Genomic DNA, 16,928 nt, shown 5'->3' with positions numbered 1-16,928 from the left:
CGGAGGTGGGACGACGAAATCGAATTCTAACGAATTACCGATTTCTGTCCCACTCTCTTATTTGTTGCGGTTGAAGAGAGAGGGGTCATATTTTGTATGACTCCTCTTTTAGGGCTTATTTTAATTGATCTGTGATTTCTTTCGAGAGCAAGAGGCCGAGGCGATAGTCCTTATTGATGGCGTGGATGACATCGTTGATGTTTTCCGTCGTTTGGATTTGTTCCTTGATGCTTGCCTTGAAGGCTTCATCTTTTAAGAGTTGCTCTTGTAAAATCTTTTGCAGTTTTTCTCTCTCGTATTTATTGATTAAAAAGAGAACGAGCAGACTAACTAAAATAAGAATATAAACAGTTTGATTCATAGGGTTCTCCGAAGGATAAGATAATGGATGAAGGGAAGCGATAATCGCTAAAAATATAGGTGTGTTTAGCATGAGAAAAGGAGTGAGATGGAACTAAATAAGGTTTATTTAGCGATTCCTCTCACCCCTAAAAGTGATGGTTTCCTATCAAAAAGTAAGGAAGATATTACATTTTCTCAGGTGCATCGACACCAAGTAAGCGAAGCGCTTCTTTCAAGACAACTGCTGTTGAGTAGCTAAGAGCAAGGCGGCTATCGCGTTCGGGGCTTTCATCCAAGATACGAGTGTGAGCATAGTACTTGTTGAAGGCTTGAGCCAAGTTAATCGCATATTTAGCAATCAAGGATGGATCATAGTTTTCAGCAGCACGTTTCACGACACGAGCAAAGTCTTGGAGAAGTTTGATGATTTCCCAGCTTTCAGGGTCGTTCAAGCTGTAAGTTGCATCTGCAGATGGTGTGAAGTTGGCTTTGCGAAGGATGGATTGGATACGTGCGTATGCGTATTGGACGTATGGTCCAGTTTCTCCTTCGAAGGATACCATGGCTTCAAGGTCAAAGTCATACCCGTTGCGACGGTCTGTCTTCAAGTCGTAGAACTTAACGGCACCAACACCGACTGCATGTGCCACTTCTTCCTTGTTTTCCAATTCAGGGTTCTTTTCTTCGATCTGAGCTTTGGCACGAGAGATGGCTTCTTGAAGGGTTGGTTCGAGCAGGATGATATTTCCTTTACGAGTTGACAATTTTTGGCGGTTCTTTGTCACCAAACCAAAGTCAACGTGGATCATATCGTCGCTCCAGTCAAATCCCATTTTCTTCAAAACAGCTTTCAACTGACGGAAGTGGTTAGATTGTTCTTGACCTACAGCGTAGATGTTTTTCACAAAGTTGTAAGTCCGTGCACGGTAGATAGCGGTTGCGATATCACGAGTGATATAAAGAGTGGCACCGTCTGATTTCTTAATCATAGCTGGTGGAAGGTTGACATCATCCAACTCAACGATGCTAGCTCCCTTAGACTCTTTCAATAAGCCTTTTTCTTCAAGGATTTGGACAGCTTCATCCATCTTATCATTGTAGAAAGCTTCTCCGTTTAAGCTGTCAAATTCAACACCGAGGAGTTTGTAGATACGGTTGAATTCTACCAAGCTCTCGTCACGGAACCATTGCCACAATTCAGTTGCTTCTGGATCTCCATCTTCCAATTTCTTGAACCAGAGACGTCCTTCCTCGTCCAAAGCAGGATCATTTTCGATTTCGGCATTGATGCGGACATAGAGTTTCAACAATTCATCGATTGGATTGGCTTCAACGGCTTCCTTGCTACCCCATTTTTTATAAGCGACCATCAAGAGACCAAATTGTTTACCCCAGTCTCCCAAGTGGTTGATTTTAATGGTGTTGTAGCCCATTTTGCGGAAGATATTTGAAAGAGCATCTCCGATAACGGTTGAGCGCAAATGACCAACTGAGAAAGGTTTTGCAATATTTGGACTAGAAAGGTCGATGGTAATATTTCCTCCATGTCCCTCGTCTTGCTGACCGTAGTCTGCACCTGCTTCGATAACAGATTTGATGACTTGGTCAGAGATTTGTGATTTATCTAAGAAGAAGTTTACGTAAGGACCAGTAGCAACGACTTTTTCAAAGTGAGAGGCATCGATTTTTTCCGCAATATCAGCAGCAATCGCTTGAGGAGCTTTGCGTTCGATTTTAGCCAAAGAAAAGGCAGGAAAGGCGATATCTCCGAGGTCTGAAGATTTTGGTTGCTCTAGTAAATTTAAGATAGTTTCTTGGTCTAAGCCTTCAATGACTTTTGCCAATTCACTTGCAATAAGTTCTTTATGATTCATAGTAGCTCCTTTGGTCTTTTGTTACTATTCTATCACAAAAATCGGCCTTTCTTCAAACTTTTTGGTATAATCAAAGTATAATTATTCAAAAGTGGAGCAAAAATGAAAAAAGATGAACGTCAGCTTTTGATTCGAGAAATTATTCAACATGAGAAGTTATCGACGCAAAAAGACATTCAAGACCGCCTAGATCAAAGAGGGGCGGGAGTGACCCAGACCACCTTATCCAGGGACCTACGAGAAATCGGTCTGATCAAGGTAAAAGAAAAGGGTGGCCTCTATTATAAATTAGCAGACGAACCAGATCGAACAGATATTTTTAGACTGATTGCTCAATATGCACAAGTGGTCTCGAGAGCGGAGTTCACACTGGTTGTTCGGACGGAGCTGGGAGAGGCGGCTATTTTAGCCAACGCAGTCGATGAGATTTTGGATGATCAAATCCTTGGCACCGTCGCAGGGGCCAATACCCTCTTAATTGTTTGCAAGGACCAAGAAGTAGCACAAACAGTCCAGCAGACTATTCTCCAACATTCTAGTCACTAGTCAAGGGCGAGGGACCAGTCCAGAAAGGGATCGGCCCTCCTTTTATGTCAGTTTAGAGTTGGAGTAAGCACTCAGAATGAATGCAATGATATAGAAAAGGAGCGATATGGCAGCAGAAAAACTATCACCTGGCATGCAGCAATACCTAGATATCAAAAAAGACTATCCGGATGCTTTTTTGCTCTTTCGGATGGGGGATTTTTACGAGCTCTTTTATGAAGATGCCGTCAATGCAGCACAGATTTTAGAGATTTCTTTGACCTCTCGGAATAAAAATGCAGAAAATCCGATTCCCATGGCTGGAGTTCCCTATCATTCGGCCCAGCAGTACATCGATGTCTTGATCGAAAAGGGCTATAAGGTGGCTATTGCAGAGCAGATGGAAGATCCCAAGCAAGCCGTCGGTGTGGTCAAACGGGAAGTGGTCCAAGTCATTACTCCGGGGACCGTTGTCGATTCGACCAAGCCAGACAGCGCCAACAACTTCCTGGTAGCCTTGTCTCATGATGAGACGGACTATGGCCTTGCCTATATGGACCTAGTGACCGGGGAGTTTCAGGTCACCAGTCTGAATGATTTTGCCATGGTCTGTGGGGAGATCCGCAACCTACGGGCGCGGGAGATTGTCCTGACCTACTCCTTGTCAGAAGGTGAAGAAAGAGTCCTTCTTGGCCAAATGAACCTCTTGCTCTCCCCTATCTCAGAAGTGGCGGAGGATGTCCAACTTTTAGGGGCTAACCTGACTCATTTGGAGAGAATAGCAGCTGGAGGCCTGCTCCAATACGTCCAGGAAACCCAGAAGCGGGAACTCCACCATATCAAGCCTGCCCATCACTATGAAGTCCGTGATTTCTTGCAGATGGATTATGCGACCAAGGCGAGTTTGGACTTGACAGAAAATGCTCGGACTGGCAAAAAACATGGCAGCCTCTACTGGCTCCTAGATGAAAGCAAGACAGCCATGGGAGGCCGTCTCTTGCGGACTTGGATCCAGAAGCCTTTGATGGACCGCCATCGGATTGAAGAGCGCCAAGAGATTATCCAGGTCTTCTTGGATCACTTCTTTGAGCGAAGCGATTTAGCAGATCGTCTCAAGGGAGTGTATGACATCGAGCGATTGGCCAGTCGGGTCTCTTTTGGAAAGACCACTCCCAAGGACCTCTTGCAGTTGGGAGAAACCCTGCGCCATGTTCCCTTGATCAAATCGCTTTTGGTCGAGATGGGCGAGCCGGTGCTGGATCTCCTCATCGCCCAGTTAGATGAGCTGCCAGAGCTTTGCCGTCTCATCGAGGCAGCGATTGATCCGGATGCTCCTATCGTTCTGACAGAAGGCAATATCATCCGTACCGGCTTTGACCCAACTCTGGATCAGTACCGTGTTGTCCTCCGGGAAGGGACCGGCTGGATTGCAGAGATCGAAGCTAAAGAACGGGAGGCCAGTGGCATCACCGGACTTAAAATTGACTACAACAAAAAAGATGGCTATTATTTCCATGTGACCAATTCCCAATTATCCCGTGTACCAGCCCATTTCTTCCGCAAGGCGACCTTGAAAAATTCTGAGCGCTTTGGGACAGAGGAACTGGCTCGGATTGAAGGGGAGATGCTAGAAGCTCGGGAACAGTCGACTAGCCTAGAGTATGCGATTTTCCTACGGATCAGAGAGGAAGTCGGCAAGTACATTCAGCGCTTGCAGTCCCTAGCCCAAGCCCTAGCAACGGTGGACGTCTTGCAAGGGTTGGCCTGTGTGGCTGAAAGGCAACAACTGACTCGGCCAGTTTTCCAAGAGGCGCGTGATATCCGGATTGAGAAGGGTCGTCATCCAGTTGTTGAGAAGGTGATGGGAGCTCAAAGCTACATCCCCAACAGCATTTCTATGGATGAGACCTGTGATATCCAGTTGATTACGGGGCCTAATATGAGCGGGAAGTCCACCTATATGCGCCAGTTGGCCATCATTGTCATTATGGCTCAGCTTGGTTCTTTTGTACCGGCACAGGCAGCGACCCTCCCTCTCTTTGATGCCATTTATACCCGAATTGGGGCTGCAGATGACTTGGTATCCGGCCAATCGACCTTTATGGTTGAGATGATGGAGGCCAACAATGCCATTCGCCAAGCGACTCCGGCTTCTCTCATCTTGTTTGATGAGTTGGGACGGGGGACGGCGACCTATGATGGGATGGCTCTGGCTCAAGCCATCATCGAATACATCCATGACCGGACAGGTGCCAAGACGCTCTTTGCCACCCACTACCATGAGTTGACCGACCTGGAGCAGACCCTATCTCGCTTGCGCAATGTCCACGTCGCAACCTTGGAGAAGGATGGCCAAGTGACCTTCTTGCACCGGATTGAAGAGGGACCAGCGGATAAATCCTATGGGATCCATGTGGCAAAGATTGCCGGGCTGCCAAGCGATCTCTTGAAGCGGGCAGATACTATCTTGAGTCAATTAGAAGGCCAAAGTCACGAAGTGCCGATGGCGACTCCAACACAAGAATCCTCTCCACAGGTCGGAGAACAGATATCTCTGTTTGCAGCAGATGCCACCCATCCAGTACTAGAAGAATTAAAAACTCTCGATATCTACAACATGACCCCGATGGAAGTCATGATGGCAGTTGCCGAGATGAAAAAGAGAATTTAAAAAACAGTTCATTCGAACTGTTTCAGATTGAAGACAAAGTAATTTTAAAAACTTTCCTTAGGTGAGTACGGACGTCAGCGAATTTCTACGAAGTTCCATGACTAATCATTGAGCCTAAGGTCTCAATGATTCCGAGTGCCTGAAACACAGTTGTTTCAGGCACTTTTCTCACAGCGGAAAGTTTTTCATCTTCTTGAATGACTAAAAAATAAAAGTCATTTTTTTGAATTCCTCAGGCTTTTCCTTGCAACTGTTGGTTGATCTCTTCTACTTTTTTCTTGTAAATGTGATAAGAAACCGCCCAGATAACCAAGTACACAAGGCTAAACTCTATAATGACGGAGATGTAGAAGCTGATTTGGATTGGGAACCAGCCTCCCAAGGTTGCCAAAGGTAGAAAACCAAAGAGCATCAAAAGGTAGTGGCTGAGGGTCGCACGGAGGAGGCTCCAGTCTTTGTTGAACAGGTTTTTTCCTAAGCTGAAGAGCAAGCCGATGCCAGCCCATATAAGGATACAATAGAGCATGACAAGGGATCCATGCACGTCGTGGGCTTGCATCCATTGTCCAACGCCTGAACTTGGACTGAGAGGCATGTAAGTGGAAGGTGAGTTTAGGAAAGAAAAGACGATAGAGAGGGTAAGGCCGATGAAGATGCCTTTAGAGGCATTCGATAGATGAGTCTTTAACATGATAATTTCTCCTTAATAGCTTTTAAATAGCGACGAGACGAATAGGTGATGGTCCCGTTTTTCAGATTGATTTGGACCGATCCGCTGCTGGTAAAATGCAGGTGATCGATTTCTTTGGTATTGATAATTTCAGATTGGGAAATTTTTAAAAAATAGATGGGCAAGTCTTGAGAGAGTTGGTAGAGGGGGCCGGTGAGGATGAAGTGATCATCCTTTGTTTCCCCAACGACTTGACGGTTTTCAATATAGAACCGATGAAACAAGTGAGTCTCTACAAGATAGGTTTCCCCCTCCTTTTTCGCTCGCAAGCGTTCCTTCTGGTCCAATTCCTCAATGAATTGTTGGACTTTCTGGATGCGTTCGCTAGGTTGTGGCCCTGTGATGGCTACGCCTTCTTCTTGAAAATGGGGGTCAATGGTAACTGTTACTTTCATACAAATCCCTTCTAACATATTGACGTCAGGTAAGCGATCCGCTAGCAGGACTTCTTGCTTACAAGTCTATTAAACACTTTTTCAGGCATCAAGACAAGGCTTTTCGCATATTCGGTCAGTTTGTCTGTTTATCTGGTAGAAGACGGTATCTTTAATGGAGCTGGAGCACAAGGTTTTATAAAGGGAGGCCTTCCTTGTAGATATGGTATAATAGTTCTACCTATGCGCGTATAAAACATAAGAGGGGAAGCTATGTCACAGATTATCGAATTACCAGAAATTCTAGCCAATCAAATCGCTGCCGGTGAGGTCATCGAGCGCCCTGCTAGTGTGGTCAAGGAACTGGTTGAAAACTCCATCGATGCGGGAGCTAGTCAGATTGTCGTAGAGATCGAAGAAGCTGGCTTAAAGAGCATTCAAATCACGGATAATGGACAAGGGATTGCCCATGAGGAAGTGGAATTAGCCCTTCGTCGCCATGCCACTAGTAAGATCAAGAGTCAAGCCGACCTCTTTCGCATTCGGACACTAGGCTTCCGTGGCGAGGCCTTGCCGTCTATTGCCTCTGTCAGTGTCATGACCATCCTGACAGCTCAGGAAGGAGCTAGTCATGGGACCAAGCTAGAGGCTAAAGGGGGCGAAATCACTTCTCTTGAGCCGGCGACTAGCCCTGTGGGGACTAAAATCACAGTTGAGGACCTCTTTTTCAATACACCAGCCCGCCTCAAATATATGAAGAGCCAGCAGGCAGAGTTGTCCCATATCGTCGACATTCTCAACCGCCTGAGTCTGGCCCATCCAGAGATTGCCTTTACCTTGATCAATGACGGCCATGAAATGACACGGACGGCAGGAACGGGGAATCTCCGTCAAGCCATCGCAGGAGTCTACGGGCTCGCTACCGCTAAGAAAATGGTTGCCATCGAGACAGGTGATTTGGACTTTGAAGTGTCGGGCTTCGTCTCTTTGCCAGAATTGACCCGGGCCAATCGCAATTACATTAGTCTCTTTATCAACGGTCGTTACATCAAGAATTTCTTGCTCAATCGGGCCATCTTGGACGGCTACGGCAGTAAACTTATGGTCGGACGCTTCCCGATAGCAGTGATTAATATCCAGATTGACCCCTATCTAGCCGATGTCAATGTCCACCCGACCAAGCAAGAGGTGCGTATTTCTAAAGAACGAGAACTAATGGCCTTGATCTCCCAGGCCATTGTCTCCGCTTTGAAAGAGCAGGATCTGATTCCAGATGCTTTGGAAAATCTAGCCAAGTCGACGCTTCGTCGAACAGAAAAACCAGTCCAGACCAGTCTCCCCCTAAAAGAAAATAGCCTCTATTACGACCGAGACAAGGGAGACTTCTTTGTCCGTCCAGAGGTTGCAGAATCCCAACCAAGTGGTGAATTGACCCCAGAGCAAACGGTTCTCTTTGCCCCAGAAGAGGGAAATCAGGAGGCTAAATCACCAGCCATCAAATTCGCGGAGCGAAAGGCGCCTCAGTATGATCAACTTGACCACCCAGAGTTGGATCTAGCTAGTCTAGACAAGGCTTATGACAAGTTGGAAGGGGAAGAACATTCGACCTTCCCAGAGTTGGAATATTTCGGTCAGATGCATGGAACCTATCTCTTTGCCCAAGGAAATGGGGGCCTCTACATCATTGACCAGCACGCGGCCCAAGAGCGGGTCAAATACGAAGAATACCGGGAGAGCATCGGGGACGTAGACGGCAGTCAGCAACAACTGCTGGTGCCTTATATCTTTGAGTTCCCTGCAGACGATCTGATCCGCCTGCAACAGCGCAAGCACCTCCTAGAGGAAGTGGGAGTCTACTTAGAAGAATACGGAGCCAACCAGTTGATCTTGCGGGAGCACCCGATCTGGATGAAGGAAGAAGAGATTGAGTCGGGCATCTATGAGATGTGTGACATGCTCCTTTTGACCAAGGAAGTGTCCATCAAGAAATACAGGGCTGAGTTGGCCATCATGATGTCCTGCAAACGCTCCATCAAGGCCAATCACACGCTAGACGATTACTCCGCACGCGATCTCATCTACCAACTGTCCCAATGTGACAACCCTTATAACTGCCCTCATGGCCGTCCGGTCTTGGTTAACTTTACCAAGTCGGATATGGAAAAGATGTTCCGACGCATTCAGGAAAATCACACCAGTTTACGGGAATTGGGCAAGTATTAAACAAAGAATAAAGGAAGATTATGTACGAATACATTAAAGGAATTTTAACGAAAATCACTGCCAAATACATCGTGGTAGAAACAGCTGGGATCGGCTATCTCTTGCATGTGGCCAATCCCTATGCCTACTCTGGCAAAATGAATCAAGAGGTGCACGTCTATCTGCACCAAGTGGTCCGTGAAGATGCTCACCTTCTCTATGGCTTTGCGACCGAAGAAGAGAAACAGCTCTTTTTGAACTTGATCTCAGTCTCCGGGATTGGACCTGTCTCAGCTCTAGCTATTATCGCTGCGGATGACAATGCAGGCCTTGTCCAAGCTATTGAAAGCAAGAACATCACCTACTTGACCAAGTTTCCGAAGATCGGCAAGAAAACAGCCCAACAGATGGTCTTGGACCTAGAAGGTAAGATTAATCTTGACCTAGAAGATGCACCGGCTCAGTCCAATGCCAAAGTTTCAGAAGAAAACCAAGCTCTTGAAGAAGCTATGGAAGCCATGTTGGCTTTGGGCTACAAGGCAACGGAACTCAAGAAAATCAAGAAATTCTTTGAAGGAACTTCTGATACGGCTGAAAACTACATCAAGTCTGCCCTGAAGATGTTGGTCAAATAGGAGAAGAAGATGCCAAAACGTTGTGGATGGGTTAAAATGACCAATCCTCTCTATGTGGCCTATCATGATGAGGAGTGGGGACAGCCCCTCCACGATGATCAGGCACTTTTTGAGTTACTCTGTATGGAAACCTATCAGGCCGGTCTATCTTGGGAAACGGTCCTCAATAAACGGCAGGCTTTCCGAGAATCTTTTCATGGCTACCAAATTCAAGCGGTCGCGGAGATGACGGATGAAGAGCTGGAAGCTTTGATGAATAATCCAGCAATTATCCGCAATCGAGCCAAGATCTTTGCGACACGAGCTAATGCTCAGACCTTTCTACAAGTTCAGGAGGAATTCGGGTCGTTTGATGCCTATCTTTGGTCTTTTGTCGATGAGAAAACCATCGTCAATGATGTTTCAGATTACAGTCAAGCACCAGCTAAAACAGCCTTATCTGAGACATTATCCAAGGACCTCAAAAAACGTGGTTTTAAGTTCACCGGACCAGTCGCAGTTTTATCCTTTCTACAGGCTGCAGGTCTGGTTGATGACCATGAGAATGATTGTGAATGGAAAAGCGGTAAGTAGTGAGTACAGATAGCGAAAGTATTTGAGAATATAGAAAAAAAGCTGAGAGTTCTATCTCAGCTTTCTTTGTTATAGTCAAAGCGAATGACTTGCTCCGTTGCATCTACATGGGCGTGGACTCCGAAGGGGACAATGGCTCTTGGAGTTGCATGACCAACATTCAGATTATAGACAATTGGGATATTGCTATCGATGATATCCAAAAGTGCTTCTTTATAGTCGTCATAGAAAGTTTCATCCATAGGTTTTCCGACTAATAGTCCACTGATGACCTCGAATATACCCGTGTCCTTCAAAGTCCGCAACATCTTTTTGAAGTCGTCAGGTTCAGGCTTTTCTTGGCTTGTTTCTAGCAAGAGGATCTTTCCTTCCCAGTCTGACAAGTCGGGGAAAAGTTTGTATTTTTGGCAGAGGTCCGTGCTATCTGCGTGTAGAGAGTTGTCAAAAATATCATAGAGAGACTCAAGACAACCACCGAGGATTTCTCCCTCGAACTGAGCATTGCCTTGCAATAAGTCAAAACCTGTATTTGCATGGCTGACACGAGGTGTTCCCAAGGCTTTGGGACTAAAATCAGTCCGTTCCTCATACCAAACGTTACTAGGGCGAATTTCTGAGATTCTTCCCGTCTCAATCAATTCTTTGAAGTAGTGGAGGCTATATGGCAACATTTCTTTGTCTAACTCACAAATGTCTGCTAGAAATGATTGGCCGTAAAAAGTCTTGATTCCTAGTTTATGCAACATGAGATGGTTCATGGTCGTATCCGAGAAACCGAGAAAAATCTTTGGTTTGATAACCTTTTGTAGTTGGTCATTTTCAAAAAGATAAGGTAGCAAGCGATAGGTATCGTTTCCACCAATGGCGCATAGGATCATGTCGATGCTATCATCAGAAAAGGCCTGAATCAAATCCTCTGCACGAGCTTCAGGATGTTCTTTGATAAAATCTAAGCCTTTTAGCGAATGAGGTAAAAAGATAGGGTTGAGTCCGAGGTCCTTGAGACGTTGAATACCCAAGTCCACTTCGTGCTTGACAAAGTCTTCACCCATAGTCCCACTAGATAAACTTACAATACCAATAGTAGAAGTCATATATTATCCTCCTAAAAATAAATTGATGCTATTGTATCATAAAAAGTGATAGAAAAATATAAGGACTAGCGTTAGAGATACGATTTTATGTCAATAAAGCAATATAAAAATAACCGCTCGATGTGCTTACTTCAGAATATAGGCAAGCCCTTCTAGAAGTTGGTTACCACGTAGTTAAATCTCTTAGGAATATTGATGTAACGGAATTTATAAGAGTTTTTTACTTTATAATACTCTAAAAGAAAAAGATTGAAGAAAGTTACCTAAAATGAACTTTTTCTTCAATCTGTTTTTAAAATAATTTAGGAAATTGTGTTACAATGAAGAAAAATTACGAATAGTATAAGTGGAGGCGTTATGAAAGCAGAGATCATTGCAGTGGGAACCGAAATTCTCACAGGACAGATTGTCAATACCAATGCGCAATTCTTATCAGAAAAGTTGGCCGGTCTAGGAATCGACGTTTATTTCCAAACTGCAGTTGGGGATAATGCCGATCGTCTCTTGTCTGTTCTTGCGATTGCGCGTGATCGAAGTGATCTCGTCATCCTCACGGGAGGCCTCGGACCGACCGAAGACGATCTGACCAAGCAGACCCTAGCCCAGTTCTTGGATAGAGACTTGACATTTGATCCAGAAGCAATGGCCAAGTTGGACCGCTTCTTTGCCAGTCGGCCAGACCATGTCCGAACTCCCAACAATCTGAGACAAGCGCAAATAGTGACAGGCTCAACACCGCTCCAAAATCTGACCGGTTTGGCAGTGGGAGGGCTGATTGAAGTAGAGGGCGTTAGCTATGTTGTCTTGCCTGGTCCCCCTAGTGAATTGAAACCCATGGTTACTGATGAGTTAGTGCCCTTGCTAGCCACAGGCGAGAAGCTCTACTCACGTGTTTTGCGCTTCTTTGGGATTGGGGAAAGCCAGCTAGTAACAGTCCTAGCCGATGTGATTGATGGCCAGACGGACCCGACAGTGGCTCCTTACGCCAAGACCGGGGAAGTGACCTTGCGCTTGTCGACCAAGGCTGCGTCACAAGAGCAAGCAGATCAGAAATTGGATCAGTTGGAGCAAGTGATCCTCCGTCATGAGACTTTGGATGGTCAAGCCTTGAGCCAGCTCTTCTATGGCTATGGAGATGACAATTCCCTAGCCAAGGTTGCTTTTGAACTCTTGCGCGAGAGAGGCTTGGCCCTAACCGCAGCAGAGAGCTTGACGGCCGGGATGTTCCAGTCGACTCTGGCTAATTTCTCAGGAGCCTCAGCAGTCCTACCAGGAGGTTTCGTCACTTACAGCATAGAGGAAAAGAGCAAAATGCTCCAAATCCCCCTAGCTGAGTTGAAAGAACATGGAGTGGTCTCTGCCCATACAGCTGAGCGGATGGCAGCGCAAGCTCGTCTCTTAACAGGGGCTGACTATGGAGTCAGTCTGACAGGTGTTGCTGGCCCAGACAGTCTAGAAGGCCACCCAGCAGGGACCGTTTTTATTGGAATTGCAGGTCCTAAAGGAGTCCAATCGATCAAGGTCAATATCGCTGGCCGGAGTCGTATGGATGTTCGTAAAGTTGCAGTCCTCCATGCCTTTAATCTGGTACGCCGGACTGTATTATTAGATGAAAATTTGCTATAATGATAAGAAGCTTGTATAGCATTACGCTTTGAATATAGGAGAAAAGAATGGCGAAAAAACAGAAAAAATTAGATGATATCTCTAAGAAATTTGGAGATGAGCGTGAAAAAGCGCTCAATGATGCCCTAAAGTTGATTGAAAAAGACTTTGGTAAAGGATCCATCATGCGTCTGGGCGAACGCGCAGAGCAAAAAGTTCAAGTCATGAGCTCAGGTTCCTTGGCTCTTGATATTGCCTTGGGTGCTGGTGGTTATCCAAAAGGTCGGATCATCGAAATCTATGGTCCAGAATCATCAGGTAAAACAACCGTTGCCCTCCATGCAGTAGCGCAAGCACAGAAAGAAGGAGGCATTGCTGCCTTCATCGATGCCGAGCACGCTTTGGACCCATCTTATGCTGCAGCTCTTGGGGTTAATATTGATGAACTCCTCTTGTCTCAACCAGACTCAGGAGAACAAGGACTTGAAATTGCTGGTAAATTGATTGACTCTGGTGCCGTTGACTTGGTCGTTATCGACTCTGTTGCTGCCTTGGTCCCACGCGCAGAAATCGATGGTGATATCGGTGATAGCCACGTTGGTTTGCAAGCTCGGATGATGAGCCAGGCTATGCGTAAGCTCGGAGCTTCGATCAACAAGACCAAGACCATTGCTATCTTTATCAACCAATTGCGTGAAAAAGTTGGGGTCATGTTTGGGAATCCAGAAACCACACCTGGTGGTCGTGCCCTTAAATTCTATGCTTCGGTTCGTCTAGATGTTCGTGGAAATACTCAAATCAAGGGTACGGGGGACCAAAAAGATACCAATGTTGGTAAGGAAACCAAGATCAAGGTTGTGAAGAACAAGGTAGCCCCACCGTTCAAAGAAGCCATGGTTGAAATCATGTACGGGGAAGGAATTTCACGTACAGGTGAATTGCTAAAAATTGCGACAGATCTTGATTTGATCCAAAAAGCTGGTGCTTGGTATTCTTATAACGGTGAGAAGATTGGCCAAGGTTCTGAAAATGCTAAGAAGTACTTGGCAGACCATCCAGAAATTTTTGATGAGATTGACCACCAAGTGCGCGTGCGCTTCGGTTTGATTGATGATGACACTGCTGTAGTTGCACAAGATGAAGTAGCTGAAAGCCCACTTGTTGAAGAAGTAACACTAGATCTTGATGATGCCATTGAGATTGAAGAGTAATTTTTTTCAAAATAGGTCGAAAGACTGATGGTTTTTATGGTATAATATACTACAATGTTATTATCGTGTGGCGAAAGGAGTGCATGCATGATTAAAATTTACACAGTTTCAAGTTGCACGAGTTGTAAAAAAGCCAAAACTTGGCTAAATGCTCATCAGTTGATCTATAAAGAACAAAACCTTGGTAAAGAAGGGATTACAAAAGAAGAATTACTCGATATTTTGACCAAAACAGAAAATGGCATTGCAAGTATCGTTTCTTCAAAAAACCGATACGCTAAGAATCTAGGTGTCGATATTGAAGATCTCAGCATGAATGAAGTCATCGATATCATCTTAGAAACACCACGGATCTTGAAAAGTCCTATCCTAGTGGATAACAAGCGACTTCAAGTTGGTTATAAGGAAGATGATATTCGGGCCTTTTTACCACGCTCTGTACGAAATGTTGAAAATGCAGAGGCTCGCTTAAGAGCAGCCTTATAAGAACAAGTAGCCAAACATTGAGCTACTGAGAAGAGTCGAGATGTCAAGATCTCGACTTTTTCTTTTGTATCTGGCCAAAGAATCCACGAAAAAATGGTTGTAAGAATGTTTTTGCTGGGCATTCTATGGTACAATACTTCTGTGGGGAAAATCCCTTTTATAGAAGCTTATCAAAGGAGAAAACATGAAAAAGAAGCTTATTTGTCTCGGAGTCTTGCTCCTGACGCTGACAGCTTGTGGACAGAAGAAACATGGGAAAACCGATTCTTCCAGTGTTCAAAAATCCAACAGTGCTAAAATTGAATCGTTCAATAAAGAAAATCGAAATTTGTTAGAGAAGGCTGAAGAGCAGCAAGTCTTTACCAAACATTTTGTCCTTCCGACAGATGAGAAAGGTATTCGCCAAGAGCAGACCATCACCTATCAAGGGGAACAATTACAAAAATTGGTCATGACCAATACCACTCCTGCTAGTGATGAATTGAAAAAAGCCATTCAAGAGGTCGGCCTCGAAGAAGCCCAACGATTGATGGTGGAGTCGATGGACAAGGATGAACAACTCAAACAAGCCCGGACTCTTCCAGGCTTTACCATTGAACTGACCGTACCAAATGAAAATGAATACCAAACGGTCATCACCTATGATTTCACCCAGTTGGATACTAAAAAAGCGGTTGAGTTAGAGTACTTCAAATCGGCTAATATTGCAGAATTGTTGAAGTTGACACCAACAGAATATATGAATAATCTACTCCGTAATGGAGCAAAAGAAGAATAAGGAGAAAACATGAAAAAATTTCTATTACTAGTCGTTGCTGGATTGCTTATCTTGGCAGGTTGTGGGAATTCTCAATCAAAAGGGGGCAAGTCCTTATCGAAAGATAGCGTCGTTACTCGGACCTTTAAGATTAACAGAGATGTCAATGAAGCTGACGAGGTAGCCAAACAGGAAATTACAGTAACCGTATCCTACCAAGGTAAGAAATACAAGAAAGTTTCTATCAAACTAGCGACTCATGTGTCGGACGAATTCAAAGATGAAGTCAAGAAATTGATCGATGCTGAGGATGATAAAGAAGGTGCCAAACAAGCCTTGATCGAAGGTTACGAAGGTGAAGGTGGCATTGATGAATTGAGAGACTACGATGGAATCACCGTGACATCAGATTGGACAGGTGAAGCAATGATCTCTGAGATTGAGATTGATCCTGATAAAGTAGACTTCGATGACATTAAAAACAGCGAAGACTTGGGAGAAATTTGCAAAATGATCAAGACCTATTCTCCAACGCTCTTCATCAAAAACATGGAAAAAAATGGTTTTAAAGAAGTAAAATAAAGTCATTGAAAACTGTAGAAGATTGCTTTCGGAAACAAGTGATGAAAAGTCCAAGAAAGCCCATGAAATCAGTAATTTTCGTTTGAGAAAGTATGGAAATTATGATATAATAGTATGAATATAAAGAAAGAGGGTGGTATTGTGGGATTTACAGACGAAACAGTACGTTTTAATCTTGACGATTCAAACCGTAAAGAAATTAGTGATACATTAAAGGATGTCTACTTATCTTTGGATGAGAAGGGCTACAATCCAATCAATCAAATCGTTGGTTATGTACTCAGTGGTGATCCTGCTTATGTACCTCGTTATAACAACGCTCGCAACCAAATTCGTAAGTACGAACGAGATGAAATTGTTGAAGAATTGGTTCGTTACTACTTGAAAGGGCAAGGGATCGATCTCTAATGAGAATTATGGGACTAGACGTTGGCTCGAAGACTGTCGGAGTAGCCATCAGTGATCCATTAGGTTTTACTGCTCAAGGTCTGGAGATTATTCAGATTGATGAGGAGAAAGGAGAGTTTGGTTTTGACCGTCTCTCTGAACTGGTGAAGGAATACCGGGTTGATCGGTTTGTGGTTGGTTTACCGAAAAACATGAACAACACAAGCGGTCCTCGAGTGGAAGCGAGTCAAGCTTATGGAAAGCGCCTTGAAGAGTTATTCAACTTGCCGGTTGAGTATCAAGATGAGCGTTTGACGACCGTTGCCGCAGAGCGGATGCTGATTGAGCAAGCGGATATTAGCCGAAATAAGCGAAAAAAAGTAATTGATAAATTGGCTGCCCAGTTGATTTTGCAAAATTATTTAGATCGAAAATTTTAGAAAAAAGAGGATATAAGATGGCACACAATCATGATCATGATCACAACCATGACGAACGCGAATTGATTACATTGGTAGATGAGCAAGGAAACGAAACCTTGTTTGAAATCCTTTTGACCATTGATGGAAAAGAAGAATTTGGTAAAAACTATGTTCTTTTGATTCCTGCAAATGCAGAAGAAGATGAAAACGGTGAAGTAGAAATCCAAGCTTACTCATTTACTGAAAACGAAGACGGAACAGAAGGCGACCTTCAACCAATCCCAGAAGATTCAGATGATGAATGGAACATGATTGAAGAAGTCTTCAACAGCTTTATGGAGGAGTAAAAATGTTCAGTGAACATTTTTACCCTTGCGCTAGAAACAAGGACCGCAAGTAAGTCCAGTGGATGTTTTTAGCCCTGCTTCAAGAAACAAGAAAAAGCAGGAAGTCGGGGG

The 16,928-nt window shown here is 44.5% G+C and carries 18 protein-coding genes; 13 read left to right on the top strand and 5 right to left on the bottom strand.

Features of this window, described 5'->3' with window-relative positions; genetic code table 11:
* Positions 1-115 precede the first annotated feature (115 nt).
* Together ADH27_RS03240 and argS are read right to left on the bottom strand one after the other, a co-directional pair.
* The gene (locus ADH27_RS03240; RefSeq protein WP_048715648.1) at positions 116-361 is read right to left on the bottom strand and encodes a hypothetical protein; all 246 of its coding nucleotides are present in this window, start codon (positions 359-361) and stop codon (positions 116-118) included.
* Between the two features lie 166 nt (positions 362-527).
* Positions 528-2,216 (bottom strand): arginine--tRNA ligase, encoded by a 1,689-nt coding sequence (argS, locus tag ADH27_RS03235; protein WP_048715646.1) that lies wholly within the window; start codon positions 2,214-2,216, stop codon positions 528-530.
* 102 nt (positions 2,217-2,318) lie between these two features.
* Between argS and argR the strand changes: the two genes are divergently transcribed.
* Together argR and mutS are read left to right on the top strand one after the other, a co-directional pair.
* Complete coding sequence (gene argR, locus ADH27_RS03230; protein ID WP_048691892.1) at positions 2,319-2,762, top strand: arginine repressor; 444 nt, start codon at positions 2,319-2,321, stop codon at positions 2,760-2,762.
* Between the two features lie 106 nt (positions 2,763-2,868).
* A complete protein-coding gene (gene mutS / locus ADH27_RS03225; protein ID WP_048715644.1) occupies positions 2,869-5,412 on the top strand; it encodes a DNA mismatch repair protein MutS in 2,544 nt (847 codons plus the stop codon).
* A gap of 232 nt (positions 5,413-5,644) precedes the next feature.
* Here the strand turns inward: mutS and ADH27_RS03220 are convergent, their stop codons facing one another.
* Both ADH27_RS03220 and ADH27_RS03215 read right to left on the bottom strand, forming a co-directional pair.
* Positions 5,645-6,103: a DUF3021 domain-containing protein gene (locus ADH27_RS03220; protein WP_048715642.1), complete on the bottom strand. Its 459-nt coding sequence runs from the start codon at positions 6,101-6,103 to the stop codon at positions 5,645-5,647.
* Positions 6,097-6,537 carry a LytTR family DNA-binding domain-containing protein gene (locus ADH27_RS03215; protein WP_040802875.1) on the bottom strand — a complete coding sequence of 147 codons (441 nt, stop codon included), beginning with the start codon at positions 6,535-6,537 and terminating at the stop codon, positions 6,097-6,099. Before ADH27_RS03215 ends, ADH27_RS03220 begins: the two co-directional genes overlap by 7 nt.
* Before the next feature lie 252 nt (positions 6,538-6,789).
* Between ADH27_RS03215 and mutL the strand changes: the two genes are divergently transcribed.
* From mutL to ADH27_RS03200, 3 genes are read left to right on the top strand one after another with little or no spacing between them, the layout of a single operon-like run.
* The gene (mutL, locus tag ADH27_RS03210; RefSeq protein ID WP_048715640.1) at positions 6,790-8,739 is read left to right on the top strand and encodes a DNA mismatch repair endonuclease MutL; all 1,950 of its coding nucleotides are present in this window, start codon (positions 6,790-6,792) and stop codon (positions 8,737-8,739) included.
* Positions 8,740-8,759: 20 nt separating this feature from the next.
* Positions 8,760-9,353 (top strand): Holliday junction branch migration protein RuvA, encoded by a 594-nt coding sequence (ruvA, locus tag ADH27_RS03205; protein ID WP_048715638.1) that lies wholly within the window; start codon positions 8,760-8,762, stop codon positions 9,351-9,353.
* A 9-nt stretch (positions 9,354-9,362) separates the two neighbouring features.
* On the top strand, positions 9,363-9,926 hold the full coding sequence (locus ADH27_RS03200; RefSeq protein ID WP_048715636.1) for a DNA-3-methyladenine glycosylase I: 564 nt from the start codon (positions 9,363-9,365) through the stop codon (positions 9,924-9,926).
* Positions 9,927-9,982: 56 nt separating this feature from the next.
* Here the strand turns inward: ADH27_RS03200 and ADH27_RS03195 are convergent, their stop codons facing one another.
* Entirely contained in the window at positions 9,983-11,020 is a 1,038-nt protein-coding gene (locus ADH27_RS03195; protein ID WP_048715634.1) for a S66 family peptidase, read from the bottom strand.
* Positions 11,021-11,377: 357 nt separating this feature from the next.
* Here ADH27_RS03195 and ADH27_RS03190 point away from each other — a divergent pair, with 357 nt between their 5' ends.
* The 8 genes from ADH27_RS03190 to ADH27_RS03155 all read left to right on the top strand — a co-directional run bounded on the left by ADH27_RS03190 (position 11,378) and on the right by ADH27_RS03155 (position 16,817).
* Positions 11,378-12,646, top strand: a complete 1,269-nt coding sequence (locus ADH27_RS03190) for a competence/damage-inducible protein A (RefSeq protein ID WP_048715632.1) — start codon at positions 11,378-11,380, stop codon at positions 12,644-12,646.
* Positions 12,647-12,693: 47 nt separating this feature from the next.
* Complete coding sequence (recA, locus tag ADH27_RS03185; RefSeq protein ID WP_006595398.1) at positions 12,694-13,836, top strand: recombinase RecA; 1,143 nt, start codon at positions 12,694-12,696, stop codon at positions 13,834-13,836.
* 87 nt (positions 13,837-13,923) lie between these two features.
* On the top strand, positions 13,924-14,322 hold the full coding sequence (gene spx, locus ADH27_RS03180) for a transcriptional regulator Spx (RefSeq protein WP_006595399.1): 399 nt from the start codon (positions 13,924-13,926) through the stop codon (positions 14,320-14,322).
* 184 nt (positions 14,323-14,506) lie between these two features.
* Entirely contained in the window at positions 14,507-15,100 is a 594-nt protein-coding gene (locus ADH27_RS03175) for an SP0191 family lipoprotein (RefSeq protein WP_048715631.1), read from the top strand.
* A gap of 9 nt (positions 15,101-15,109) precedes the next feature.
* Complete coding sequence (locus ADH27_RS03170; RefSeq protein WP_048715629.1) at positions 15,110-15,661, top strand: hypothetical protein; 552 nt, start codon at positions 15,110-15,112, stop codon at positions 15,659-15,661.
* Positions 15,662-15,802: 141 nt separating this feature from the next.
* Positions 15,803-16,069, top strand: coding sequence for an IreB family regulatory phosphoprotein (locus tag ADH27_RS03165; RefSeq protein ID WP_006597020.1), 267 nt, complete (start codon positions 15,803-15,805; stop codon positions 16,067-16,069).
* Positions 16,069-16,488 (top strand): Holliday junction resolvase RuvX, encoded by a 420-nt coding sequence (gene ruvX, locus ADH27_RS03160; protein ID WP_023027379.1) that lies wholly within the window; start codon positions 16,069-16,071, stop codon positions 16,486-16,488. Before ADH27_RS03165 ends, ruvX begins: the two co-directional genes overlap by 1 nt.
* Before the next feature lie 17 nt (positions 16,489-16,505).
* On the top strand, positions 16,506-16,817 hold the full coding sequence (locus tag ADH27_RS03155) for a DUF1292 domain-containing protein (RefSeq protein WP_006595405.1): 312 nt from the start codon (positions 16,506-16,508) through the stop codon (positions 16,815-16,817).
* Positions 16,818-16,928: the final 111 nt, after the last annotated feature.

Source organism: Streptococcus sp. 343_SSPC, from assembly GCF_001072385.1.
GTDB lineage: Bacteria > Bacillota > Bacilli > Lactobacillales > Streptococcaceae > Streptococcus.
The sequence above is the reverse complement of the archived record's forward strand: the minus strand, read 5'-3'. Positions and strand labels throughout refer to the sequence as shown.

Bases quoted from the DNA above. Each gene is read 5' to 3' on its own strand.
- mutL (WP_048715640.1), top strand. From the start codon at position 6,790: ATGTCACAGATTATCGAATTACCAGAAATTCTAGCCAATCAAATCGCT.
- ruvX (WP_023027379.1), top strand. From the start codon at position 16,069: ATGAGAATTATGGGACTAGACGTTGGCTCGAAGACTGTCGGAGTAGCC.
- recA (WP_006595398.1), top strand. From the start codon at position 12,694: ATGGCGAAAAAACAGAAAAAATTAGATGATATCTCTAAGAAATTTGGA.
- argR (WP_048691892.1), top strand. From the start codon at position 2,319: ATGAAAAAAGATGAACGTCAGCTTTTGATTCGAGAAATTATTCAACAT.
- ADH27_RS03155 (WP_006595405.1), top strand. From the start codon at position 16,506: ATGGCACACAATCATGATCATGATCACAACCATGACGAACGCGAATTG.
- spx (WP_006595399.1), top strand. From the start codon at position 13,924: ATGATTAAAATTTACACAGTTTCAAGTTGCACGAGTTGTAAAAAAGCC.
- ADH27_RS03195 (WP_048715634.1), bottom strand. From the start codon at position 11,020: ATGACTTCTACTATTGGTATTGTAAGTTTATCTAGTGGGACTATGGGT.
- ADH27_RS03215 (WP_040802875.1), bottom strand. From the start codon at position 6,537: ATGAAAGTAACAGTTACCATTGACCCCCATTTTCAAGAAGAAGGCGTA.
- ruvA (WP_048715638.1), top strand. From the start codon at position 8,760: ATGTACGAATACATTAAAGGAATTTTAACGAAAATCACTGCCAAATAC.
- ADH27_RS03170 (WP_048715629.1), top strand. From the start codon at position 15,110: ATGAAAAAATTTCTATTACTAGTCGTTGCTGGATTGCTTATCTTGGCA.
- ADH27_RS03240 (WP_048715648.1), bottom strand. From the start codon at position 361: ATGAATCAAACTGTTTATATTCTTATTTTAGTTAGTCTGCTCGTTCTC.
- ADH27_RS03175 (WP_048715631.1), top strand. From the start codon at position 14,507: ATGAAAAAGAAGCTTATTTGTCTCGGAGTCTTGCTCCTGACGCTGACA.
- ADH27_RS03190 (WP_048715632.1), top strand. From the start codon at position 11,378: ATGAAAGCAGAGATCATTGCAGTGGGAACCGAAATTCTCACAGGACAG.
- ADH27_RS03220 (WP_048715642.1), bottom strand. From the start codon at position 6,103: ATGTTAAAGACTCATCTATCGAATGCCTCTAAAGGCATCTTCATCGGC.
- ADH27_RS03200 (WP_048715636.1), top strand. From the start codon at position 9,363: ATGCCAAAACGTTGTGGATGGGTTAAAATGACCAATCCTCTCTATGTG.
- argS (WP_048715646.1), bottom strand. From the start codon at position 2,216: ATGAATCATAAAGAACTTATTGCAAGTGAATTGGCAAAAGTCATTGAA.
- mutS (WP_048715644.1), top strand. From the start codon at position 2,869: ATGGCAGCAGAAAAACTATCACCTGGCATGCAGCAATACCTAGATATC.